The following is a 24775-nucleotide window of genomic DNA, read 5'->3' as shown; positions in this document are numbered from 1 at the left end:
ATTCAATATGCTTGGTTTCCTTGAAAAAGTTGCCGACTACACTAAAGAAGCCGTTAGTGCAGCGAAATATTTAGTTGATGGACTAGGCGTTACGTTCGACCACATGCGTCGAAGACCTGTAACGGTTCAATATCCTTACGAAAAGCTAATTCCCTCTGAGCGTTATAGAGGAAGGATTCATTATGAATTTGACAAGTGTATTGCTTGTGAGGTTTGTGTAAGGGTATGCCCAATTAATCTTCCAGTTGTTGATTGGGTAATGAATAAAGAAACCAAGAAAAAAGAATTAAGAAATTATTCTATTGACTTTGGTGCATGTATTTTTTGTGGAAATTGCGTTGAATATTGCCCTACAAATTGCTTATCAATGACAGAAGAATATGAACTTTCTGCATTTGATAGACATAGCCTTAACTACGATAATGTTGCTCTTGGAAGACTACCAACAAGTGTCACTTCAGATCCATCAGTTCGTCCTTTAAGAGAATTAGCTTATTTACCAGAGAGCATCATGGACCCTCATGAATTACCTATGAACCAAAAAAGAGCAGGTAAACTACCAAGTCAGATTATAAAAGAACTACAAGCAGAGAAATCACAAGCAGAAGATAAGAATAATTCGTCAGATATGGTTTCAAATAACTTAAATTCTACTAATTAATGAATATCGCTTATTCAACTGAATTAATTTGCTTTTTAATTCTTAGTTCTGTCATAGTTTCTGGGAGTTTGGCAGTTGTTTTATTAGAAAATATTGTTTACTCAGCATTTTTGTTAGGTGGAGTATTTATGGCTGTAGCAGGTTTATATCTTTTACTAAATGCTAGTTTTGTCGCTGCAGCTCAAGTCCTAGTGTATGTAGGAGCTGTGAATGTTTTAATATTATTTGCAATAATGTTGGTTAATAATAAAGAAAAGTTAAAACCCATTGAAGGTCTTAAAACTAGAAAATTAATATCTGGTGGTGTTTGTGGTGGATTATTAATTTTATTATTGCGAGTTAGCATTACCACTAAATGGAACCTCCCTGGACCAACCTCTATTGGTGAAGAAGCAACTGAAAGAATTGGTGAACATCTTTTCACCGATTATTTATTACCTTTTGAGCTTGCTTCTATTCTATTATTAATGGCTATGATTGGAGCTATTGTATTAGCAAGAAGAGAAGTTTCAATTCCAACAGATGATATAAATGATTTAAAGAATCAAAAATCCTTAAGTGATAAGAAAATTCCTCTTCTTTCCGAAAATAGTTTAAAATGAATTTGATTTTAAATATAAAGTTTTTTTTCTAAAAATGTTAGAGAATTCTATTGTTCCAGTACCTCTTGAAGCTTATCTTATAGTTGCTGCATTTCTTTTCTGTACAGGAGTCTGGGGATTAATAAATAGTAGAAACGCTGTACGAGTTTTAATGAGTATTGAATTGATGTTAAATGCAGTAAATATAAATCTTATGAGTTTTTCATCCTATATAGATGGATCAATAATTAGAGGACAAGTATTTTCAATTTTTGTTATTACAGTAGCAGCTGCCGAGGCAGCTGTTGGACTTGCAATACTACTTTCATTGTATAGAAATAGAGTTACAATTGATATGGAAAGTTTTAATCTACTCAAATGGTAGATATTATCAATGACAACAAATCTGATCTGGATCTTATATAGATCAGATAGCGATGCTGCATATAAAGAAACCTTGAATTGCAAGGAAATAATTGAAGGTTATGGAAAAGAAGTTTTATTTTCAGAGATAAGTAATGAAACCAATAATATTAATCAATTATTTTCATTGTCTGAGATTTCACCTGAAATCGCTCTTGTCTTAGGAGGTGATGGAACAGTTTTACGGGCCGCTAGATTTTTATCCCCAAAAAATATACCTATTTTAAGTTTCAATGTTGGAGGGAATCTAGGCTTTTTGACCCACGATCGTCATATCTTAAAGCAAGAAAATTTTTGGGAAAGAGTTTCAAATAATAGATTTAATATACAAAAAAGAATGATGCTTGAAGCAACTATATTTACCAAAAATAAAAATCATGAAAGCAAACTTAAAAGATCATTTTTTGCACTCAATGATTTCTATTTACGATCTTGCACAGAAGAAATATCACCTACTTGCAGCCTTGAGCTTGAAATAGATGGTGAAGCTGTTGACAAATACAAAGGAGATGGACTTATATTCTCAACCCCAACAGGTTCTACTGCTTACTCTATGGCCGCAGGAGGACCAATAATACACCCTTCCTTAGATGCCATTATCGTAAGCGCAATCTGTCCAATGAGCCTTGCTAGTAGACCGATTGTGGTCCCTCCTGAATCTCAATTAGTAATAAAGCCAATAAGAGAAAAGAAACAAAAAATAAAGCTATGGTTAGATGGATCTAGTGGATGTCTAATTGAAATGAATGATACATGCTTAATAAAGAAATCTAATCATTCAACCTCAATAATAATTTTAGATGAAAATCTTTCTTATTATAAGACAATCACTCAAAAACTTCACTGGGCCAGCAGCCTTAATGAAAGAAATAAATAATAAATTATGGGGATAGAAATCGAAAGAAGATTCTTAGTTGACAATGAAGATTGGAAATCTAAGGCAATACTCAGTGAAGATTTTAGTCAAGCCTACTTAAATTCCAGTGTAGATGAATGGGCTACTCGCATAAGAACAATAGACAATAAAAAAGCATACATAACACTAAAATCCTCTTTAAATGGATTAAAAAACTATGAATTTGAATACTCAATTCCTATAAAAGATGCGACTGAATTAATACAATTATCTAAATATAAAATTACTAAAACTCGTTATCAGCTAAAAATAAATAAAAAAATTTGGGTGGTTGATTTTTTTTATGGTTCCAATTCTTCTTTAAAAATTGCTGAAATTGAATTGAATTCTGAATCTGAAGACATTCAAATCCCATCATGGTGTGGTCAAGAAATAACTGGGATCAAATCCTTAAGCAATGCTTCACTTGCAAGAACACCTATTTCTCAGTTGTCAGTAAAAGATCGGATAAAAATTCAAGAATAACAAGCAAAAAGGCGACTTGTCCTTTAGATTGTCTTTATAATCGACACTGGTTTTTTCCAGCGCCCTATGCATCCTTTGCAAGAGGTATAACTTGTATGGTCTTTATGACACTGAAGGTATCCTTCGCTTCACTTGTACGGACAAGGAAGCTTGCATAGCATATGCAAAATTATTTGAACTGTCATCAATTGAATTTTCTTTAATGCCCTTATCCGACATTAGTGAAGATGATAATAATTAAATATTCTAAGAGGCTGTTTCATCTGGCAATGAACAACAATTAAACCCATCCCTGCAAATCTTTCCATGATCCATTGCCCAGTTCAATAGGGCTACTCTATTTTTTGACCCGGTTTTCGTAAACATATTGCTCACATGATTGTCTACGGTTCTTTTGCTAATTGTCAGTTTTTCAGCAATCTCTTGATTAGTAAGGCCATCAGCAACTAATCCAATAATCTCCATTTCCCTAGCAGAGAGTCCCATATGGGACGAATTGGCGATCTCTCCTGTAAACATTCCCCTCACTCACAACTCATTAATTAATACTACTTAGATTAGGGCCTTTAATCACCGATAGTAATTATCTAGTAAAAAATACATGTGAAATCTAAACTTCAAAATCGTCTTGAATCTGGCTTATCAGCTATTACTGCTGAAATCATGCCTCCTAGAGGAGGGAATACAGCTTCAGCTCTCTCAAAGGCCATCAAATTAAAAGACCTTGTGCATGGTTTTAATGTTACAGATGGCAGCAGAGCAATCATGAGAATGAGCAGCCTAGCCTTATGCAAGCTGCTTTTAGACGCTAATCTTGAACCAGTTCTGCAATTATCATGTAGGGATAGGAATCGAATCGCATTACAAGCTGAATTACTAGGAGCGCATGCTTTAGGAATAAAAAACATCCTTTGTTTGACAGGCGATCCAGTACGAGTAGGAGATCAATCTCAAGCCAAATCAGTTCAAGACCTCAACTCAATAGAACTTATTGATCAAGTCACATCACTTAACAAAGGGTTAGATCCAGTATCTGATTTATTACCTGATGGCCCAACTAATTTGTTTGCAGGCGCCGCAGCTGATCCAAACTGTAGAGGATTTGATGGTTTGAGAAGAAGAATAGAGCTCAAAAAAAAAGCAGGTGCAAGTTTCCTTCAAACTCAAATGGTGATGGATCCCAAAGTACTTGAACGATTTTGCAAAGAAATAACAGAGCCGATAAGAATGCCTGTTTTAGCTGGAGTTTTTCTACTCAAATCTGCAAAAAATGCTCAATTCATCAATCGTGTAGTACCAGGAGCATGCATACCTGAATCAGTTATTGCTAGACTTGAAAGTTCATCAAACCCAGTTGATGAAGGTATATCAATTGCTGCTGAGCAAGTAAAAAGTTTTCTAAAAATCTCTCAAGGAGTTCACCTTATGGCAGTTAAAGCAGAGCAACAAATACCAATAATTTTGGATAGAGCAAATATTAATTAGAAGAGCCAATAAGATCAGTGCCTAATAATTCAGCCATTGCTTTTTGTTGAGGTGAGGGTTCGCCTAAGTCTTGTCTTCTAGCATCAGTTATTAACCAATCTAAAGCAGCTTCCTGTAAATCAAAGTGATCACCTTCTTTACCAACACAATATCTACCAAAAACCAACTTCTCTACAAGTTGAACACCAGGCCCAATGAGTGAGTAATCAAAGATTATTGAATTATCAATTGTTGCACCTTCACAAATACAACAACTCGGACCAATCATAGAAGGACCAACGATAGTTACACCATCTTCAATCCTTGTCATTCCACCAACATATATAGGTCCTTTTACATTTATTTTATCCCAATTAGCTGCAACATTTAAACCAGTGTAAATCCCTGGTCTAACTTGCTTTCCAGGTATTTCAACTTGTCTAACATCACCTTTTAGAACATTCCTTATTGCTCTCCAATAATCTGGGACTTTACCAATATCAACCCATTCAAAATCCATAGGTAAAGCATAGAAAGGTGCACCTTCTTCTACTAATTTAGGAAACAAATCCGAGCCAATATCAAAAGGTTTTCCAGACGGAATATAATCAAAAATTTCAGGCTCAAATAAATATATTCCAGTATTAATAGTATCTCCTAGTGCATTATCTATAGAAGGTTTTTCTTGAAAAGCTTTAACATGATCTTCTTCATCTGTTACAACAACTCCATAACTACTTACTTGATCTTTTGAAACACGTTTAGTTATCAAACTAGCTAAAGCACCTTTTTCTTTATGTCGTTTGACAGCTTCAGATAAATCCAAATCAATTAATGCATCTCCACATAAGACGACAAAAGTATCATCAAAAAACTTTTGAAAATCTTGAATTTTCTTCAGACCACCCGCTGAGCCAAGTGCGTCCCCTATTAATTCTCCATCTTCAATACGGCCTTCAAAGCTATATGCAATTTCAACTCCAAATCTTTGTCCATCTCGAAAATAATTCTCTATTTCTTCTGCTAAATGCGAAACATTAACCATAACCTCAGTAAAACCATGCTCCTTAAGGAGTTCCAACAGAAACTCCATTACGGGTTTCTGAAGGATAGGAATCATTGGCTTTGGAATCACATGGGTGATCGGCTGAACTCGTGTTCCTTTCCCAGCCGCCAGGATCATCGCCTTCATAGGCGGTTTAACCTAAGCAATACAAGGCCAACATAGAATGCTGCCTCCACAAAGAGCTAAGCAGCAGCCGGCGAGCCATCTGTCACGTCTAAAGAAGCGAGGGGAAGTTGTGCAACCATTCCAGGCTCTAAAAGCCTCTTCAAACTTATTGGAGAGAACAAAGAACCTTTTTGATCAATCTCCACCTTGCCCTGAGAGCATAAAAATAACAAAGCCCAAAAGACACCTACTCTATCTGTATCCAAATTGTTTGAGGCAGAGTTTTCTTTCCAATTTTCAACTAATAATTCAAAATCAACCCAGTGCAAGGCCTGCTCCCAATTATTTATGAAAATTGCAAGCGCTGCAGTTGTTTCAGGTAATTTTTCTCTATGCGCAAGAGATGATACTTGAGCAATAACCTCCCGATTACTTAATTTTTTTTGTCGTAATTTTCTACGGTTTTGCAACTCATCATTTTTTAAAGATTCTGCAATTGACTCAAGCTGATTTATTAATTCTCCAAGCGTAACTGGCCTTCTAAATGGAGGAGGTGCAACCGGTCTTCTTAACAGATGTCTCTCTGGTCGAAGAGGTAATTGAAAACTTTCATCTAACCAACCCTGTTCTCCAAAATCAACACCTGAATCATCTTCAACTTCCATTTCAAAAGAAAATATTTCAGACTCAAGTACCTCCGCCTTTAAACCAACCAATACAGAAGCCGCTAAAAACGCCTCACTACTCTGTGCTAGATCAACCTCGTAACTTCCACCACTCTGGCTGAAATGTTGTGAGATCTTTTTGGGAAGTTCAATACGCTGTTGAAGTTGGTCCAAAAAACCATCAACAACTGGAATAACATCCACATCCCAAGGGTCAATATCTCCTCTTTGAGCAGCGTCTTGCAATAAACGAATAGCCAGTCTCGCGCCAGAATCTGCAGTTTGAGTTAAAAGATCAACTGGCAAAGAAAACTATGAATCTAAAAGAAAGTTATCTCTATATTGCATGTAATGCCAGTTGAAATAATGTTCAATCTAAAAGAGGAGCTTGAATCGTCCCTAGTGATAAATTTGTATTACTAATGATTTGTGTTTGATTACTTCTTATTCTTTCAACGGCTAACAAATCTCTTTTAACCAATCCATCAATTGATGAAATATAAGTATCTGTCATGATTTTTGGATACAAGCCAATGCCAATGATTGGAACTAATAAACAAGCAATAATATATATTTCTCTAGGCTCTGCATCCACCAACTTTGCTTTAGATATTAACTTCGCATTCTCTTTACCGAAGAAAATTTCTCTTAGCATCGACAATAAATATATAGGCGTCAAAATAACTCCAATTGCTGCTAAAGAAGCAACAACAATTCTAAAAGGAAGAGTATAAACTTCATCAGTAACAAATCCAACAAAGACCATTAATTCCGATATGAATCCACTCATTCCAGGTAAAGCAAGCGAAGCGAAAGCACATGCCGTCCATAGAGCAAACATAATCCTCATATTTTGGCCAATGCCACCCATCTCATCTAATTGAAGCGTGTGAGTTCTGTCGTAAGTTGCACCTACAAGGAAAAACAAGCTTGCTCCTATTAAACCGTGGCTAACCATTTGCAACATTGCACCACTAGTACCAAGAGAGCTAAAGCTTCCAATACCTATCAAAACAAAACCCATATGACTTATTGAGCTATAGGCAATTTTCCTTTTTAAATTTCTTTGAGCAAAAGAAGTTAAGGCTGCATAAATAATATTTACTACTCCAAGAACAATTAGCAATGGTGCAAATTGAGCATGAGCGTCAGGCAGTAATTGCGCGTTGAATCTAAGGAGAGCATATCCACCCATCTTTAACAAGATTCCTGCCAATAGCATATGTACTGGAGCAGTAGCCTCTCCATGCGCATCTGGCAACCAAGTATGAAGAGGGACAATAGGAAGTTTGACCCCAAAAGCTATTAACAAACCTGAATAACAAAGAAGTTGAAACCCTCTACCAAAATCTTGCTGAGCCAAATGGGTATAGCCGAAATCTGGTATACCTCCTCCTTGAAAGAAACCCATTGCAAGACCAGCAAGGAGAATAAATAATGAGCTTCCTGCTGTATAGATAATAAATTTCGTCGCTGCATATTGCCTCTTCTTCCCGCCCCATATTGCAAGGAATAAATACACTGGGAACAACTCCAATTCCCAAGCCAAAAAGAAAAGCAACATATCTTGAACAGCGAACACAGCTATTTGGCCACCATCCATAGCCAGAATTAAAAAGAAAAATAATTTTGGTTTATAGCTAACTGGCCATGCTGCCAAAACTGCTAGTGAGGTAATGAAACTTGTGAGTAATATCAAGGGCATAGACAAGCCATCTGCGCCAACAGACCAAGTCAATCCAAGATCTGGAAGCCAACTAACTTTTTCATATAATTGCAAGCCTTCTTGATTTGGATCAAAACCTTTGAAGTAAGCAGCGACAGTAATTAAAAAAGTAATTAAAGCAATTATGAGGGCATACCATCGAACTTCTTTACCTTCACCTTTATCTGGAATAAAAGGAACAATTAAAGCACCTACAATGGGAAAAAGTATGGATAAACTTAACCAAGGAAAATCCGCTGATATCGGCTCAGAAATCAGCGCTGTTCCTAGGTTCAAACTTGTATTGAGAGCGAATTCCAAGACTCGAAATTAATCACCACTTTTTGAGTTTAGAAATTATGGGACTATTGGCACCCTCAAGATAGGGGATGAAACACACACCTAAAAAAATTATGTAAAAATCATGCCCCTACTACTCCAAAAAGTGCAACTAAAGCAATAACTCCACCAAAAACAATTAATGCGTAAAACTGAGCTCTTCCTGTCTCAAAATATTTGAGTCCTTCTCCACTACCAAGAGTCAATAATCCAGTAAGATTTACAACTCCATCAACTACTTTTGCATCAACTTCTAGTACTTCTCTTGCGAGCTTTCTACTACCTTTGACAAAAATTTTCTCATTAATGTCATCAAGGTACCATTTGTTCTGAAGGAATGAATTAATTTGAGGGTACTTCTTGGATAGAGAAACGCCTAGATCCACTCTTTTTAAATAATAAGTTAAGACCGCTAATAATATTCCTGCAGATGAAATAGCTACTGAAGCAGTTGCAAGTGGAAGAAATTCCCCCCAGCTAAACTTTTCTGCAGCCTCAATAGCCTCAATGGGGTCTAACAAGTTTGCAAAAATGCTGTTCCAAGGAACTCCTAGAAATCCAATCAAAACAGAAGGAATTGCCAAAACTGCTAAGGGAAATGTCATGGGCCATGCCGATTCATGTATCTTTCCAACTTCATGCTCTTCATGCTCTTCATCTTTTTCTTTACCTGCTAAAGCAAGTAAAGAAAGCTGCATCTCTTTATTTTCGCCTCGGAAGTCTCCCTCAAAAGTTAGAAAATAAAGCCTAAACATGTAAAAAGCTGTCATTCCTGCGGTTAAAAAACCTATAAACCAAAGTATTGGGAAACTATTAAAGGCTTGACCGAGAATTTCATCTTTACTCCAAAAACCTGCGAGAGGTGGGATGCCACTGATAGCAATACAGCCAATGAAAAAAGTTATTGCTGTGATTGGCATTTTTTTACGAAGCCCCCCCATTAATCGCATGTCTTGAGCAAGAATTGGTTCATGGCCAACCACCTCCTCCATAGCATGAATAACTGAACCTGAGCCCAGGAATAACATAGCCTTAAAACAAGCATGAGTAACAAGATGGAACATTCCTGCAACTGGTGCTCCACATCCCATTGCAAGCATCATGTATCCAAGTTGAGAGACTGTGCTGTAGGCCAATCCTTTTTTCAAATCCATTTGTGTCAAAGCTATCGATGCACCTAGGAAACAAGTTACTGTTCCAATAATTGCAATGAATAATCCGACAAAAGGGAACTGGCTAAAAAGAGGATCAAGCCTTGCTACTAAAAAAACTCCCGCCGCAACCATTGTTGCTGCATGAATAAGGGCAGATATGGGAGTCGGACCTTCCATTGCATCAGGCAACCAAACATGTAAAGGAAATTGTGCGGACTTTGCCATAGGTCCCATGAAAACAAGGATACAAAGAATCAAAGCTGCCCAAATCGGTACTGTCCCAGAACTAACTGCCTCTGATAAACCATCAGCGATTCCATGAAAATCAAAACTACCTGTTGCCCAAAAAAGACCCAAAATACCAAGCAATAACCCAAAATCCCCCACTCTATTAACGATAAAAGCCTTTTGAGCTGCATGTGCTGCACCATCTCTGTCATACCAAAAGCCAACGAGTAAATATGAACACATCCCAACCAATTCCCAAAAAACATATATTTCAAGCAAATTGGGACTAACAATTAGCCCAAGCATTGAACTGCTGAATAAGGCTAAATAAGTAAAAAAACGAACATACCCAGGATCATGAGCCATATAACCATGGGAATAAATCATGACCAAGAAGGCAATTGAAGTTACGAGAGCGAGCATTACTGCCGCCAGAGGGTCAATCACATATCCCATTGGCAACTCAAAAGACCCTGCACTTGCCCATATAAATAAGTGTTCAACTGGAGGCTTGCCTGAGAGTTGCTCAGCCAAAACTGCATAGCTAATAAATGCAGAAGCGCCAACAGAGGTTAAAAGGGTTATTGCAACGGGTTTCCTTGACCGATTAAAAAGATCGTTAAAACTAATTAATCCCAAACCAATCAAAACTGCCCCGCAAAGAGGAAGAAGAGGAATTAACCAAGCAAAATCTGCAGCCGAATGCATCCAGCTAAATCATATTGAAATAAGTTTAGGCAATTCTTGCTAGTAATTCAGTTAAATCAAAAGAGAGAAATCTCTGAGCTCCAACAGAAATAAATTTATGAGACCACCAGAAAAAAAACACTGCAATGAGAATACCCATTTGAGAGGGCCTAAGAAATTCTTTTATTTGTAATTTTTGTCGTCCATCCAACACAGCTAAAAATGGAAAGACCGATGTTCTTTTCTTAACTTCCTCAAATTCTTCTCCAAATTTGAGAGCAAGTCGTCTATCACCATGCCAGATTGCAAACAAATGATGCGCTATTAGTCCCAAGCAAGTCACCAGAGTAAAACTTGTACCTATCCAAAGTAAATGTGCAAAACACCAGAGAATCTGACCAATTGCCTGGGGATGGCGTGTGACTCTAATAATCCCTGAAGCATAAATTCTAACTTTGGGCTTTAGGACAGCAGGAATTTCTAAAAGGTTATAAGTAGCTGGGTACAAGAAAAGAAAACTTATTGCACTCATAATCCAAATCACTGGAATTAGTTCGCTAACACCTTGAAAATTCCAAAATCTAACTCCATCGTAACGATGAGAAATAAAGTAACCAACTAAAACAACGGCTGAGGGAATACTTGCAAAAGCAAAAATCAATCTCCAAGCTCTAGCTCCAATTAACCTTTCAGCCTTCACCCGTAAAGCCGCTCCGCCACTATGAATAACTGCAAAACAAAATAAAAGTAATATCATCGTTAAACTGGAACTATGAGTATCTGAAAATGACATCAGTCTTATAAAAAGCCTTTTAATAAATTATTAGATCCATACCGGATCAACAGTTGGAGTTGTTTTTCTCTACATTTTATTTTAATAACTGCCATGAAGGCCTGCCACCATGGCCGAGATCCCATTCACACTTGATCAACTAAGAATCCTCAAAGCGATTGTTGATGAGGGAAGCTTTAAAAAAGCTGCTGATAGTCTTTTTGTTACTCAACCGGCTGTTAGTTTACAAGTGCAAAATCTAGAAAAACAATTGGAAATTGCCATATTTGATAGAGGTGGCAGAAAAGCTCAACTAACTGAAGCAGGAAAGCTTCTTTTAAATTACTGCGAAAAAATCTTAGGGGAGTGCCAAGAGACTTGCAAAGCAATTGAAGATTTAAATAATCTCAAAGGGGGATCCATCATTATTGGAGCCAGTCAAACTACTGGTACCTACTTGATGCCTAGAATGATTGGGCTTTTCAGACAAAAGTATCCAGAAGTTTCAGTTCAACTTCAAATCCATAGCACTAGAAGAACAGGATGGAGTGTTGCAAATGGTCAGATAGATATTGCTATTATCGGAGGCCAACTTCCAATAGAATTAAATGAATCATTAAAAGTAATTCCTTTCGCAACTGATGAGTTAGCTCTTGTTTTGCCTATTAATCATCCATTAGCGAAGTCAAAAGAACTCACAAAAGAAGATTTATATAGTCTGAGGTTTATCACCTTGGACAATCAATCAACGACAAGAAAAGTCTTAGACCAACTTCTTTCTTCTTCAGGGTTAGACGTCCAAAGATTACATATAGAAATGGAATTAAATTCTCTAGAAGCTATAAAAAATGCTGTCCAATCTGAACTAGGAGCTGCTTTTCTCCCTGTAGTCTCAATTGAAAGAGAGCTATCAGGAGGAACAATTCACAGACCATTTGTTGCTGATTTAGAAGTCAAAAGAGAACTAAAAGTAATTACTAATCCTGGCAGATATTCATCAAGAGCTGCTGAAGCATTCACACAAGATGTCTTACCTTTATTTGCAAGTTCATTTTCGCCTCTCTTTCATCCACAAAACTAGAACTGTATAGCTTCTTTATTTATTCCAACAGCATCTTCTTCAGCGCCTTTAATTATAAATTTATTTTCGTTAACATCTGCCTGATAAACGCAACGGACAATTGGCTGATCCCTAATCGAACCTATATAAGCAAATGTATTCATCCTCTGTTTGCACTCTCTTACATCTTCATTGTTTATAGCTCCTTGTTTTTGCAAAACAGTCCAATTCTCTCTTCTAATTACACAACCTGGTTGAAGCGCGGGTTGTGTAACAAAGCTTGTAGAGGGATTTAAAGTCGTATACATTTCTACGTCAATAACAAAGGCACTTGCACCGTATTGCCTACAAAAATCAGGGTCTGGAACTGCCATATCCAACTGTTGCTGACTTGCAATATTTCCTTGTCCGCCTGAAGTTGTGCTTGTGATAAGGCTACCTATACCCACACCAACAACCAATACCCCAGCCAAAATAGCGATTGAATTAGAGTTGATTTTTATGCCACCTCCTCCATCAGAGGGACCTGACGATTTAAATCGACTTCCTCTTGGCTCATATTGATCTCTATCTCTAACATTTGGATCTTTTCTAGAATTAAATCTATTACCTTCTTGTCTTCTCGCAAGATCTGATCTTCTACGAGATGATGGTCGACGATTATAAGGACCTTGATTCATAACAATTCTTTAGTTCGAGGTAATCCCATGGAATAGTTCATTACCCTGCTATTTGGGTTATAACTGAGTTCTCCGTCTTTCAGCAACTTTCGAATAAAATCTTCCAACAAAGATCCTATTTTTCTCAAGCTGTAATCGCTCAATTCATTATCGGCTTGAGAGTCCACTAATTCACGAAAATAATCTTGCACCTTGTTTAAAGATTGATCGCTCCAAAGAAACTCATTATCTGGATCGATATCTAACGTCAAATGTCCATTATCTAAAATTAAATCATTATTTTCTAGTACTGCAGTAAATATTCTTACGTGTCTAGTTGTGCATTTAAGAATGGTATCGCTCATGAATTTAAAACAACAAACCGAAATATATACTGCAAATTTAACGACCTTATCCCTTGTTGGGTGGTCTTAATCACTAAAGTTGTTAAATACTCTTTTATTTAAGTATGCGCGTAGCTATCGCTGGAGCCGGATTGGCAGGACTCTCATGTGCAAAATACTTAGCCGATGCAGGTCATACGCCATTTGTTTATGAGGCAAGAAATGTACTAGGTGGAAAAGTTGCTGCTTGGAAAGATGAGGATGGAGACTGGTATGAAACTGGATTACATATATTTTTTGGAGCATATCCAAACATGCTTCAGCTTTTTAAAGAGCTAGATATTGAAGATCGTCTTCAATGGAAAAGTCATTCCATGATTTTCAACCAACCAGAAGAACCTGGCACATATAGCCGTTTCGATTTCCCTGATCTTCCTGCTCCAATAAATGGAGTGGCGGCAATTTTAAGCAACAATGACATGCTTAGCTGGCCAGAAAAAATTTCGTTCGGTATAGGACTAATACCAGCTATGTTGCGCGGCCAAAATTATGTAGAAGATTGTGATAAGTATTCGTGGACCGAATGGCTAAAAAATCAAAATATACCCGAAAGAGTAAATGATGAAGTTTTTATCGCAATGAGTAAAGCACTCAATTTCATAGGTCCTGATGAAATATCCTCAACAGTATTGCTAACTGCATTAAACCGCTTCTTACAAGAAAAAAACGGATCAAAAATGGCATTCCTAGATGGAGCGCCACCAGAAAGACTCTGTCAACCAATTGTTGATCACATTAGGTCTTTGGGAGGAGATGTATTTTTAAATAGCCCACTTAAAAAAATAAATTTAAAAGAAGATGGCTCTGTTGACAATTTCTTGATAGGTAGTGCCAAAGAATCTCATGGTAAAGAAATTGAGGCGGACGCATATGTCAGCGCCATGCCCGTAGATATCTTTAAAACAATTTTGCCTAATGAATGGGCCTCTAAAGATATTTTCAGAAAACTTGAAGGTCTGAAAGGAGTTCCAGTAATTAATATTCATCTTTGGTTTGATCGAAAACTTACAAATATCGATCACCTGTTATTCAGTAGATCCCCTCTTTTGAGTGTTTATGCAGACATGAGCATAACTTGTAAAGAATATGAAGATCCAAATCGATCGATGCTTGAATTAGTTTTTGCTCCTGCAAAAGACTGGATTGGTAGGAAAGATGAGGAAATAATTGATGCAACAATGCAAGAATTGACTAAACTTTTTCCGATGCATTTCTCAGGGGAAAATCAAGCAAACTTGCGAAAATATAAAGTAATAAAAACCCCAAAATCAGTCTATAAAGCTGTTCCTGGATGCCAAGACTTAAGGCCAGATCAGAAGACTCCAATAAGCAACTTTTTCTTGACTGGTGATTACACAATGCAAAAATACCTCGCATCCATGGAAGGTGCGGTGTTAAGTGGAAAACTATGTGCAGAAAAAATCCAAATCTCGACTGACATAGGTGCTTCTTAGTCTTAATGTATGAACAGCAATTTACCTAAAATTGCAATTCACCAGCTTAATGCACACTAAAAAACTTACAAACTTCTAATTTTGGCGCAGCCTTCTTTGAATCTAGAGGATGCCTACGAGGCTTGCAGAAAAGAAACTGCACAATGGGCCAAGACCTTTTACCTTGGCACTATGTTGCTGCCCCCTGCTAAACGAAGAGCAATCTGGGCCATTTATGTATGGTGCCGCAGAACAGATGAGCTGATGGACAGTGCTGAAGCTCAAAAAAAATCTAAAAATGAGTTATCAGATCGACTGAATAAATGGGAAAACAAAACAAAAAATATTTTTGCTGGTAACACTGAAGATGATCTTGATGCAGTCTTAGCCGATACTCTTCAAAAATTCCCTCAATCTATTCAACCTTATATAGACATGATTGAAGGCCAAAGAATGGATTTGGATAAAACGAGATATAAAACCTTTGAAGAACTCGAACTCTACTGTTATCGAGTCGCTGGAACGGTTGGATTGATGACGCAAGGTGTAATAGGAATAGATTCTGCTTATACTGCCAATTCAAATTTGCCATCTCCTGACACATCAAAAGCTGCTATTGCTCTAGGAATTGCGAATCAATTAACTAATATTCTTAGAGATGTTGGAGAAGATAGAGAGAGAGGAAGAATTTATTTGCCATTGGAAGATTTGGAAAAATTTAATTACTCCGAAGAAGATCTAATGAATGGAAAAATCAATGAAAACTGGAAGGCTTTAATGTCTTTTCAATTATCTAGAGCAAGAGATTGGTTCCTTAGATCTGAAGAAGGCATCAAATGGCTCTCGATAGATGCAAGGTGGCCGATATGGACCTCACTCAGGCTGTATAGCGGCATACTCAATTCAATTGAAAAACTCGATTATGACGTCTTTAATAATCGAGCTTACGTAAAAGGATGGGTAAAAGCTGTAAATCTACCAATCTCTTATCTAATAACTATCAACGATGAAAAATATAAACTTCGAACATTAATTAACTGAAGGTTTATACAGGTGTTTTTTGATTAGCTAAAAGATCCTTTAATTTTGACAGTTCTCCAGCCCATCTTGGATCTGGAGCTTCTTTAATTGGTGCATCACTATGTACAACTTTCTTAACATCTTTACGATTAGAACCTTTATTTCCATTGTTAGCACTTGCGCCTCTTCTTGAATTACCGGAATTTGAATCTTTACGTTCAGAACGTTCAACCCTCAATTTATTGCCATTAAATTCATGGCCATTTAATTTTTCAATAAGCTCATTCGCAACATTCTCGTCTTTGATATTAGCGAAACCAAACCCCCTGCAAGCCTTGGTATCTCTATCGAAAACAGCTTTAAATTTGATGCCATCTCCTATGGATACTAGGAGAGCTTCAAGTTCTTTAACATTGACATTCTGCGGCAAATTACCGATGTAAAGGCGAACACTCATTTAGAAAAAAGGGGATAAAGAAGACGACGGCATACGGCCGAGATTAATTTGATTTGTGTGTAGTTAATCACAAAAAGGGTGAATTCTCTAGCTTCCATTTACGAGCGACCTCCAAAGCATCGTTATCTGTAAAAATTCTTCCATAAGCTTTTTCCTTTGAAAGATGCCTTATAAGCTCTCCCAAAAAAGGGCCTGGAGGGATCCTAAAAACCTTCTGAAGCAAATTACCGTTCAAAGGTGATGAAGGGTGAAAGAGAGGGTCAGAAGGGTCTTTCCAGCGCTTTAGCCAGACACCTGTGTATTCATCTTTCAAGAAAAGAATTAAAGATGGCAAATCTTCCTCTAAATCCATGTGAAGTTGAAATCTGTCATCCTCGGAAAGATTATCTAAACCTAAATGATTTATTTTATGAACCCAAAACCTAATGTTTTTGCATCTTTTGATTTCATTTTTACTAAACGTCAACTTTGACAAGCCTTCATCACTAAGTAGAAACACTAATTTCGCTAAAAAGCTTCCTATCATTGGCTGCTTTGAATAAATATCTTTTCTTTGCAGCTCAATAAATGGAAGATTACCATCATTCCATTTGTTAAATAGTTTAAGTTCTAAATATGTTTGCCAAATTGAAAAATCCCATTTTGAATAAAGTATTTTTAAGATCTCCATTTTTATCCTTTCAGGTGCAACATTACTTAATTTATCTACATTATTTTTGAGGAAACTTTTAGTTTGTTCATCCAACTCAAAGTCCAATTCACACATTAATCGAAAACCTCTAACTATTCTCAAAGGGTCATCAAGTAAGTTCTTTTCACTTATTGCAACAATTTTTTTATTTTTCAAATCTTCCATTCCCCCAGTCGGATCAAAAATCTCTGGCTTTTCTTTTAGCCTTAGAGCAATTGCGTTTATTCGAAAATCTCGTCTTAATAAATCTTCTTTTAGATTTCGTCCAACTTGTCTAGCAAAATCCACAGTCCATCCATTAATAATTAATCGAGCGATATCTCTTTTTTCATCTAGCTTTACAAAAGTAGCACCTATCTTTTTAGATAAATTTTTGCTGAACTCAATAGAATTTATTGGTATTACAAAATCCAAATCAGGTTTTTGACTCAATCTGTTCAATAATCCATCTCTCACAGAACCTCCCACCAAGGCAGTTCCAGGCGGCAAATCACTAATTGAAATTGGCCAATCTTTTGGGTTTAAATCTCCAAAAAGATCATTTGATAGTAGTGTGTCCTTACTTATCAAAATGACACCTAGATCTTTTTTTAATAGTTATGTGCATCTGTGTTGATTGTGCTTGGGTAGATAGATGTAAGACCTACTACACAGTTGAAGAAAATCATCAAGTCAAACACCTCTCCAAAAACCCAGACTTTCAAGGCACTAATCCAAAAATACATATCAATATTTTTGATATGCCTGATAGCAAGACAGGCATAGAATGGGATGTAAGAGGGTGCGATAGTTTTAAACTTGACCAAGGGAAATGGAGTAGGCTTCGTCCAGGAGAAGAAATTCCAAAATAATAATCATAATAAATTCGTTGCAAAATTTCCATAACTCAAAATCAAAATATTTATTGGCTTTACACAGCTGCTCAGAATGTTTTGGAATTGCCGTTAAAGATACTGAAAATCCAGAACAACTAATAAAAAGCGAGGTTTTTCATATTGGTCGCTCATTATCAAACAAATTATTTAGTTGCATAGAAACAATTTTTCCTAGAAAGTTTTGGCAGCAAATTATTCGTATTTCAGTTGCAAAAGGTCCTGGGAGTTTTACCAGTACAAGATTAACTATTTCAATGGCTAGAACTATTGCTCAACAAATTGATTGTTCATTAGATTCGATTAGTTCCTTTCATTTAATGGCTCCAAGACTTTACAAGGATCTTGCTAAAAGCCAAATCTTGAATCCATTTTGGATTAAAGATATTTTACCGAGAAGAGGAGTTATAGCAGGTAGGTATGAACTAGTGAAACTCCACAAAGAGTCAAATTATTATGAATTTAATGAAATAAATTCTCCACAATTAATTAGAAATGAAGAACTTATTAAGCCTTCAATAAAAGCATCAAACAATGTAGAAAAAGATATAGTTTCACTTATAAATTTTTCTCAATATTGTCAAAATTTAAAAGTTCAATCTAATTGGCAAAAAACATTACCCATCTATCCAACTTCACCAATAGATAATCAAAATAAAAATGCGTGAGTTCCATTATTTTCTATTCTTTTAAAGATAACTTAACTTCATATATTCTGAATTAGTCCTTGATCCAACATTGAATTTATAGATATTTGAATTTCTTTAGTTGTTGATGATAAATCTTCTCTTTTCTTTGTTTTAGGAGGTTGAATTAATTCACCAAGCCTTAAATGAATAGATACGAATCGAGGGAGAACAGATCCTTTAGGGAAAGCTCTGTGACTATTAACTATTGCCACCGGAAGGATAGGGGAACCTGTCCTCGCGGCCAGAAGAGCAGCTCCTGCTTTAGGATCATTAACTCTTCCATTCTCTTGTCTGGTTCCATCTAAAAACACACCTGTAGCCCAACCTTCACTCAATCGATTAGATGCATTTCTAATTGCCTCTCTATCTCCAGCTCCCCTCTTAACTGGATAGGCCCCACAGGCAGAAATTATAAATGACAATATGGGCACCTTGAAGAGTTCAGATTTGGCCATGAAAGCTACTGGTCTACCCAAAGCATGGCCCAAAATCGGTGGGTCTAAATGGGAACCATGATTAGAAACAACGACGACTCCTCCTGTCTTGGGTAAATTCGAAATACCTATTGCTTGGCCCCTAAACAAAAAACGAAAGATCGGAAAAACTAATAAATAACTGACACAAGCATAAACAAAACTTTGTCGAGGTCTATTTTTTGGGATTTTTTCAACTCCCCTAAAAACTCTAAATAGTTCCAAAATTAATAGCCCAAATCACTTGCATTTGATATTTGACTGGACAGGACACCTTTCATTGATCGTTTAGCAAGACCACTAAGCACATTACCTGGCCCAATCTCAACCATTGTGGTTATACCTTCCTTTTGCATTACATCCATAGTCTCTCTCCACCTTACTCCAGTAGTCATTTGTTTTTTTAGACGATCCTTCAATATCTCACCACTTAAAGTAGGAGTTGGATCAACATTGCTGAGAACTGGAACTTGAGCATCGTGAAAAGTTACTTGATCAAGTTCTGCAGCAAAACTTTTAGATGCTTCAGTCATAAATATGGAGTGAAAAGCACCTGAAACTTGTAAAGGAATTGCTCTTTTACATTTTAAATTGTCAGCCACTTTCCTCACTGCTTCGGGTGAACCAGATAAAACAACTTGAGATTCACTATTGTCATTGGCTATTGCAGCTCCCTCAGTTTCTTTAATCAAATCATCTAATTCATTTCGATCAAAACCCAAAACAGCAATCATTGCTCCTCCTCCTGCCGATGCCATCAATTCAGATCTTTTCTTTAATAGCAATAACGCTGTCTTGGCATCTAAAACATCTGCTGAATAAAGACCAACTATTTCTCCGAGGCTGTGTCCTGCAATTAATTGGGCCTCCCTTTTTTGTCTTTTCAAATCATCAACCAATAGTGACTCAACAACAAAAAGTGCAGGTTGGGTATTCCTCGTATCATTTAAATCATATATTTCTTCGTTTGCCTCCCCCTCACCAGAACAGATTTCCCAAAGATCTCTCCCAAGAATTTGAGAAGCCAATTCAAATCTATCTCTCGAACCAGGCAAATCTATTAAAGAATTTGCCATCCCTACTTTCTGAGAGCCTTGTCCAGGAAAGACCCAGGCAATAGTCATAACTTTCTAGATTAATTGTTAAACAGCTTAATGGGGACCATGCCAATAAAACAAAGCAGCACCCCAACTCAATCCAGCACCAAATCCACTACATGCTATTAAATCTCCTGATTTGATCCTCTGATCTCTAACCGCCTCATCAAGCATCAATGGAATGGTTGCTGCTGAAGTGTTTCCATAATGTCTTAAATTTGAAAGCACTTTTTCTGATGGGATAGAAAATCTTGAAGCTACAGCATCAAGAATCCTTTGATTAGCTTGATGTAACAGGAGCCAATCTATACACTCAGAATTAATTTGATATTTGTCTAAGAGTTCTCCAAGAATTATTGGGACTTCTTTAACTGCAAACTTATAAACCTCCTTTCCTTCCATTTGTATTGGCAAATATTCTCCTTTTTGATGAGTAACTCCTTGAACTAAATCTAAAAAAATATTTGATTGAGAAAGATTTAAGCAACCTCCTTTACTTCCATCAGACTTCAAATCATATCCAACCAAACCACTTTCATTTTCAGAGGACTCAATAGCTACTGCTCCTGCTCCATCTCCAAACAAAACGCAGGTCTTTCTGTCATCCCAATCCACCCATTTTGATAATTGATCTGCTCCAATCACAACAGCTCTTTTCATAGCTCCAGAACCTAAATATTGTGATGCAGTTACAAGAGCAAATAAAAAACCACTACAAGCAGCAGTCAAATCAAAAGCAACTGCATTGGAAGCACCTAAATTTGATTGAATTTTAGGCGCCGAGCCAAATAAATCTTCCGGTGTAGATGTTGCAAGAATTATCAAATCGATAGTTTTTACATCCCAATCAGCCATTTTGATGGCATCAAATGCCGCTTCAGTAGCTAATTCAATCAGAGACTCATTTTCTCCAATAACCCTTCTTTCACCAATACCAGTTCTACTTTTAATCCATTCATCATTAGTATCCACTCTCTGACCAAGTTGATCATTCGTGATTACCTTATGAGGCATTGCGCTTCCGCACCCCACAAAAGATATTCCTAAGTCCCATTGAGAATTTCTAATCAAATCTAAAAAAAGCCCCTCGTTTCATAAGTCAATCACATGGTAGGACAGATCCAATCAGACCATCAAAACATCTGGTTTATTTAAATCTGCTAAATCATCCATTACTCCATGACTTGCTGCTGAATGAACAACTCTTAAAGCACTCAAAACAGATAAAGCTTTACTTCCACCATGACCAACAACACAAATTCCATTAATTCCTAAAAGTAAAGCTCCTCCATGTTCAGCATGATCTAGACGTTTCTTAATTCGTTTTAAATTATTTCTTAAAAATGCAGAACCAACTTTTCCTCTTCTTCCTCTAGGTAACTCAGCTCTCAAAACTCCCAAAAGGACACTTCCTACTGACTCTAAAAATTTCAGCAAAACGTTTCCGGTAAATCCATCACAAACCACAACATCAAAATCACCTGATAAAACATCTCGTCCTTCACAATTTCCTGAAAAGTAAAACCGTTCTTCTTCTTTTAGAAGTTTATAAGTTGCTTGAGAAAGATCATTACCCTTACAAGATTCTTCACCAATATTCAATAATCCTATTCTTGGCTTGTCTACCTGCAATACATCTCGACAATAAATATTTCCAAGAAGAGCAAATTGGTGCAAATAGGTTGGTTTGCAATCCATATTTGCTCCTACATCTAAAACCAAAACTGGTTGACCTGGATCTTTAGTTGGAAATAATGCTCCAATTGCGGGACGATCAATTCCTTTTAAACGTCCCAACTTGAAAATCGCTGAGGCCATCATTGCTCCAGAGTTTCCAGCTGAATAAACACCCATAGCTTTTCCTTCTTTAACCAATTTCATTGCAATATTTATGCTCGCATCCTTTTTTTTACGTACTGCAGTTGCTTCTTCATCCATGCCAACTGAAAGACCACTTGGAATTAATTCGAAATTTCCATCATCAATAGCTTTCTCTAGAGATTCTTCCAAGCCAAATTCAATTGCTGCTTTTTTTACTTTCTCAATTTCACCAACAAATTTAATTTTCAATGGAAGTAATGACAAAGATTTCAAACAACCATCAAGAATTGCTCCAGGGGCAAAATCTCCTCCCATGCCATCGACAGCGACCCAAATCCTTTCGGAATCTTGAATTCCATGTTTTTCGTCTGTACTAAGTCCACCTTGCAGTCTCCTAAGAGGATCAAAGACAAATGGCTCTAATGTACTTCTAGCCATTGATCCAGCACTAGTAACAACAGAACCAGCATTAGAAACAACTGTTCCTGCAACATTGCTTGCAGCTGTAGCTGAGCTTGTTGCAGTGTCAACAAGACTTGTAACAGCTGAGTTTCGGCGATACCAAATAACTAATCTTCTAATTGCCTTAGAACGATTTGTTTTATTATTTAAATGATTTTTTTCCACTGATTTATGATCCTTCAGGAATCATAGAATCAACAATTCGTTGAAAAAGATAACCTGTTCCTCTTGCCGTAAGAATTAATTCTGGATTAGCAGGATCATCCTCAAGTTTGGATCTAAGTCTAGAAATATGAACATCCACTACCCTCGTATCAACATGTCTTTCAGGTGTATATCCCCAAACTTCTTTAAGAATCTCCCCTCGACTAAAAGGTTCACCTGAACGACTAACCAAAAGCTCTAAAAGACTAAATTCCATACCTGTTAATCTAATTCGTTCATCATTTCTATAAACCTGACGTTTATTTGTATCGATCTTTAAATTCATAACCGCAATCACCCCTGAATTGGGTAATCCTGCTATTTGTTCTTTTTCTACTCTTCTTAATACGCATCTGATCCTAGCTTCCAATTCTTTTGGGCTAAATGGCTTCACAACATAATCATCAGCACCAAGCTCTAGGCCAGTAATTCTATCTGCAACATCTCCCAATGCTGTCAGCATGACTATTGGAACATCAGATTCCTTTCTTAGTTCCTGGCAAACTCCATATCCATCCAATTTAGGCATCATGACATCGAGTACAACCAAATCAGGCTCACAATTCCTGAAAAGATCCAATGCCTCATTTCCATCACAAGCAGTAACCACCTGATAGCCAATCATGGATAGGCGAGTTTCTAGGATCCTCCTAATACTTGCCTCATCATCAGCTACGAGGATGGTTTCCTTTGAGGGACTTGTGGCCGTCATTTGTTTCTTAGCTTTGGCGGCTGCAACAAGATCTTAAGTGAAGGTTCACCAACATTTAAAGATCACTATCTTTATTCAACTACAGCCAACTTCCTTTTTACAACTAAGTGTCTCGTTCTGTCTCGATTTATGTCTGTCAAAGTTGCGGAGCTCAAACCAGGCAATTCTTTGGCCGCTGCAACAATTGTGGAGAATGGAACTCAATAATAGAGGAAAAAATTAATCAAAAATCAGATAAATCTATTTACAAAAAGATTAATTCTCCTAATGAGAAATCACCCTATCGTTCAGAACTAATAAGCCGTACAAAAAGCCAAATATTCGAACGCATTCGAACTGGATATGAAGAATTAGACAGGGTACTAGGAGGTGGTTTAGTACCTGGATCACTTGTACTAATTGGGGGAGACCCAGGGATTGGTAAAAGCACCCTTATTTTGCAAAGTGCGACTGAAATGGCTCATCAAAGATCAGTCCTATATGTGGCTGCTGAAGAATCTTCCCAACAAGTAAAACTCAGATGGAATCGCATTGAAGATTCTGAGTCCAATCTTCATTTGCTTGCAGAAACAGATCTAGAGCTAGTAATAAAAGAACTTAATTATTTAAAACCTGACGTTGCAGTTATCGATAGCATCCAAGCTTTGCATGATCAAAATTTATCAAGTTCCCCTGGCTCAGTAGCTCAAGTAAGAGAATGTTCAGCAGCTCTTCAGCGAATTGCTAAACGAGAAAACATTTCTCTTCTGATTATTGGTCACGTTACAAAGGATGGAATGTTAGCCGGACCAAAAGTTCTTGAGCATCTTGTCGATGCAGTACTTACTTTTGAAGGTGATCGATTTGCTTCTCACAGACTGTTAAGAGGGGTGAAAAATCGCTTTGGTGCAACTTGTGAGCTTGGGGTCTTTGAAATGCACACAAATGGATTAGCAGAGGTATCTAATCCAAGCGAATTATTTTTAAGCAAAACCTCTGCACCTGGAATTTCAACAATTGTTACTTGTGAAGGGACAAGACCATTGGCCATTGATATACAAGCACTTTTAAATCCAACGAGTTACGCAAGTCCAAGAAGAACTACCACTGGTGTTGAAATAAATAGGCTTCATCAAATCTTGGCAGTTCTAGAAAAAAATATGAATCTATCACTCTCTAGATATGATTGTTATCTAGCTGTTGCTGGAGGATTAGAAGTTGAAGAGCCTGGTGCTGACCTAGGAATAGCTGCTGCAATAGTTTCGAGCTTTAAAGATATTGAACTTAAAGAAGGTGTAGTATTTATAGGAGAGATAGGTCTAGCTGGTCAATTACGATTGGTCAGACAAATGCAACAACGAATTAATGAAGTTGTTAGACTTGGATATAAGAAATTAATTATCCCTGATGGAATAGATACAAATGATTTTGAAACAAATCAAAAGTTAGAAATATTAAAAGCTTCTAATATTAATCAAGCTTTAATCTATGCTTTAAATAATAGTTAATCC

Annotated in this window: 27 protein-coding genes; 12 read left to right on the top strand and 15 right to left on the bottom strand. The window is 36.8% G+C overall.

Going from position 1 to position 24775, the window contains the following annotated elements:
• The first annotated feature begins 7 nt into the window (after window positions 1–7).
• From ndhI to O5640_RS08885, 5 genes are read left to right on the top strand one after another with little or no spacing between them, the layout of a single operon-like run.
• Window positions 8–661: an NAD(P)H-quinone oxidoreductase subunit I gene (gene ndhI / locus O5640_RS08905; RefSeq protein WP_269612100.1), complete on the top strand. Its 654-nt coding sequence runs from the start codon at window positions 8–10 to the stop codon at window positions 659–661.
• Window positions 661–1263 (top strand): NADH-quinone oxidoreductase subunit J, encoded by a 603-nt coding sequence (locus tag O5640_RS08900; RefSeq protein ID WP_269612099.1) that lies wholly within the window; start codon window positions 661–663, stop codon window positions 1261–1263. Before ndhI ends, O5640_RS08900 begins: the two co-directional genes overlap by 1 nt.
• A gap of 34 nt (window positions 1264–1297) precedes the next feature.
• A complete protein-coding gene (nuoK, locus tag O5640_RS08895) occupies window positions 1298–1627 on the top strand; it encodes an NADH-quinone oxidoreductase subunit NuoK (protein WP_269612098.1) in 330 nt (109 codons plus the stop codon).
• A 9-nt stretch (window positions 1628–1636) separates the two neighbouring features.
• Complete coding sequence (locus tag O5640_RS08890; RefSeq protein WP_269612097.1) at window positions 1637–2542, top strand: NAD(+) kinase; 906 nt, start codon at window positions 1637–1639, stop codon at window positions 2540–2542.
• 6 nt (window positions 2543–2548) lie between these two features.
• Window positions 2549–3046 (top strand): CYTH domain-containing protein, encoded by a 498-nt coding sequence (locus O5640_RS08885; protein ID WP_269612096.1) that lies wholly within the window; start codon window positions 2549–2551, stop codon window positions 3044–3046.
• Window positions 3047–3292: 246 nt separating this feature from the next.
• Here O5640_RS08885 and O5640_RS08880 read toward each other — a convergent pair whose 3' ends face one another.
• Window positions 3293–3565 carry a helix-turn-helix domain-containing protein gene (locus tag O5640_RS08880; protein WP_269604263.1) on the bottom strand — a complete coding sequence of 91 codons (273 nt, stop codon included), beginning with the start codon at window positions 3563–3565 and terminating at the stop codon, window positions 3293–3295.
• Between the two features lie 84 nt (window positions 3566–3649).
• Here O5640_RS08880 and O5640_RS08875 point away from each other — a divergent pair, with 84 nt between their 5' ends.
• Entirely contained in the window at window positions 3650–4531 is an 882-nt protein-coding gene (locus tag O5640_RS08875; RefSeq protein ID WP_269612095.1) for a methylenetetrahydrofolate reductase, read from the top strand.
• Here the strand turns inward: O5640_RS08875 and O5640_RS08870 are convergent.
• The 5 genes from O5640_RS08870 to O5640_RS08850 form a co-directional block, all read right to left on the bottom strand.
• A complete protein-coding gene (locus O5640_RS08870; RefSeq protein WP_269612094.1) occupies window positions 4524–5702 on the bottom strand; it encodes a nucleotidyltransferase family protein in 1179 nt (392 codons plus the stop codon). The genes O5640_RS08875 and O5640_RS08870 overlap by 8 nt on opposite strands.
• A 56-nt stretch (window positions 5703–5758) precedes the next feature.
• On the bottom strand, window positions 5759–6652 hold the full coding sequence (locus O5640_RS08865) for a segregation/condensation protein A (protein WP_269612093.1): 894 nt from the start codon (window positions 6650–6652) through the stop codon (window positions 5759–5761).
• A 64-nt stretch (window positions 6653–6716) separates the two neighbouring features.
• Window positions 6717–8330 carry an NAD(P)H-quinone oxidoreductase subunit 4 gene (locus O5640_RS08860; RefSeq protein WP_269613835.1) on the bottom strand — a complete coding sequence of 538 codons (1614 nt, stop codon included), beginning with the start codon at window positions 8328–8330 and terminating at the stop codon, window positions 6717–6719.
• A gap of 143 nt (window positions 8331–8473) precedes the next feature.
• Window positions 8474–10480: an NAD(P)H-quinone oxidoreductase subunit 5 gene (locus O5640_RS08855; RefSeq protein ID WP_269612092.1), complete on the bottom strand. Its 2007-nt coding sequence runs from the start codon at window positions 10478–10480 to the stop codon at window positions 8474–8476.
• 25 nt (window positions 10481–10505) lie between these two features.
• Window positions 10506–11252 carry an NnrU family protein gene (locus O5640_RS08850; protein ID WP_269612091.1) on the bottom strand — a complete coding sequence of 249 codons (747 nt, stop codon included), beginning with the start codon at window positions 11250–11252 and terminating at the stop codon, window positions 10506–10508.
• Between the two features lie 109 nt (window positions 11253–11361).
• Between O5640_RS08850 and O5640_RS08845 the strand changes: the two genes are divergently transcribed.
• Window positions 11362–12312 carry a LysR family transcriptional regulator gene (locus tag O5640_RS08845; RefSeq protein WP_269612090.1) on the top strand — a complete coding sequence of 317 codons (951 nt, stop codon included), beginning with the start codon at window positions 11362–11364 and terminating at the stop codon, window positions 12310–12312.
• Here the strand turns inward: O5640_RS08845 and O5640_RS08840 are convergent.
• A complete protein-coding gene (locus tag O5640_RS08840) occupies window positions 12309–12971 on the bottom strand; it encodes a DUF3172 domain-containing protein (RefSeq protein ID WP_269612089.1) in 663 nt (220 codons plus the stop codon). The two genes, O5640_RS08845 and O5640_RS08840, sit on opposite strands and share 4 nt — an antisense overlap.
• Window positions 12968–13315, bottom strand: a complete 348-nt coding sequence (locus O5640_RS08835) for an NAD(P)H-quinone oxidoreductase subunit M (RefSeq protein ID WP_269612087.1) — start codon at window positions 13313–13315, stop codon at window positions 12968–12970. The genes O5640_RS08840 and O5640_RS08835 overlap by 4 nt, the downstream gene beginning before the upstream one ends.
• Window positions 13316–13419: 104 nt before the next feature.
• On the opposite strand from O5640_RS08835, the gene pds reads away from it, so the two are divergent.
• Both pds and O5640_RS08825 read left to right on the top strand, forming a co-directional pair.
• Window positions 13420–14808 carry a 15-cis-phytoene desaturase gene (gene pds / locus O5640_RS08830; RefSeq protein WP_269612086.1) on the top strand — a complete coding sequence of 463 codons (1389 nt, stop codon included), beginning with the start codon at window positions 13420–13422 and terminating at the stop codon, window positions 14806–14808.
• 81 nt (window positions 14809–14889) lie between these two features.
• On the top strand, window positions 14890–15828 hold the full coding sequence (locus O5640_RS08825; RefSeq protein WP_269612085.1) for a phytoene synthase: 939 nt from the start codon (window positions 14890–14892) through the stop codon (window positions 15826–15828).
• 4 nt (window positions 15829–15832) lie between these two features.
• Here the strand turns inward: O5640_RS08825 and O5640_RS08820 are convergent, their stop codons facing one another.
• Together O5640_RS08820 and O5640_RS08815 are read right to left on the bottom strand one after the other, a co-directional pair.
• Window positions 15833–16264: an RNA recognition motif domain-containing protein gene (locus O5640_RS08820; protein ID WP_269612084.1), complete on the bottom strand. Its 432-nt coding sequence runs from the start codon at window positions 16262–16264 to the stop codon at window positions 15833–15835.
• Window positions 16265–16331: 67 nt separating this feature from the next.
• Complete coding sequence (locus O5640_RS08815) at window positions 16332–17525, bottom strand: CCA tRNA nucleotidyltransferase (RefSeq protein ID WP_269612083.1); 1194 nt, start codon at window positions 17523–17525, stop codon at window positions 16332–16334.
• Between the two features lie 29 nt (window positions 17526–17554).
• Between O5640_RS08815 and O5640_RS08810 the strand changes: the two genes are divergently transcribed.
• Window positions 17555–17806: a Ycf34 family protein gene (locus tag O5640_RS08810; protein WP_269612082.1), complete on the top strand. Its 252-nt coding sequence runs from the start codon at window positions 17555–17557 to the stop codon at window positions 17804–17806.
• A gap of 53 nt (window positions 17807–17859) precedes the next feature.
• Window positions 17860–18495 (top strand): tRNA (adenosine(37)-N6)-threonylcarbamoyltransferase complex dimerization subunit type 1 TsaB, encoded by a 636-nt coding sequence (gene tsaB, locus O5640_RS08805; protein ID WP_269612081.1) that lies wholly within the window; start codon window positions 17860–17862, stop codon window positions 18493–18495.
• Between the two features lie 38 nt (window positions 18496–18533).
• Here tsaB and O5640_RS08800 read toward each other — a convergent pair whose 3' ends face one another.
• The 5 genes from O5640_RS08800 to rpaB are packed head-to-tail and all read right to left on the bottom strand — an operon-like array spanning window position 18534 to window position 23285.
• The gene (locus tag O5640_RS08800) at window positions 18534–19214 is read right to left on the bottom strand and encodes a lysophospholipid acyltransferase family protein (RefSeq protein WP_269612080.1); all 681 of its coding nucleotides are present in this window, start codon (window positions 19212–19214) and stop codon (window positions 18534–18536) included.
• A gap of 2 nt (window positions 19215–19216) precedes the next feature.
• The gene (gene fabD / locus O5640_RS08795; protein ID WP_269612078.1) at window positions 19217–20113 is read right to left on the bottom strand and encodes an ACP S-malonyltransferase; all 897 of its coding nucleotides are present in this window, start codon (window positions 20111–20113) and stop codon (window positions 19217–19219) included.
• Between the two features lie 27 nt (window positions 20114–20140).
• Window positions 20141–21157, bottom strand: a complete 1017-nt coding sequence (locus O5640_RS08790; RefSeq protein ID WP_269612077.1) for a beta-ketoacyl-ACP synthase III — start codon at window positions 21155–21157, stop codon at window positions 20141–20143.
• Between the two features lie 54 nt (window positions 21158–21211).
• Entirely contained in the window at window positions 21212–22534 is a 1323-nt protein-coding gene (gene plsX, locus O5640_RS08785) for a phosphate acyltransferase PlsX (protein WP_269612076.1), read from the bottom strand.
• A gap of 4 nt (window positions 22535–22538) precedes the next feature.
• Entirely contained in the window at window positions 22539–23285 is a 747-nt protein-coding gene (rpaB, locus tag O5640_RS08780) for a response regulator transcription factor RpaB (RefSeq protein WP_011294133.1), read from the bottom strand.
• Window positions 23286–23392: 107 nt separating this feature from the next.
• On the opposite strand from rpaB, the gene radA reads away from it, so the two are divergent.
• Entirely contained in the window at window positions 23393–24772 is a 1380-nt protein-coding gene (radA, locus tag O5640_RS08775) for a DNA repair protein RadA (protein WP_269612075.1), read from the top strand.
• The last annotated feature ends 3 nt before the right edge of the window (window positions 24773–24775 follow it).

The sequence above is a fragment of the Prochlorococcus marinus str. MIT 0912 genome, assembly GCF_027359595.1.
GTDB classification, from domain to species: domain Bacteria; phylum Cyanobacteriota; class Cyanobacteriia; order PCC-6307; family Cyanobiaceae; genus Prochlorococcus_B; species Prochlorococcus_B marinus_C.
Note: the sequence above shows the minus strand (reverse complement) of the source record. Positions and strands in the feature narration are given on the sequence as shown.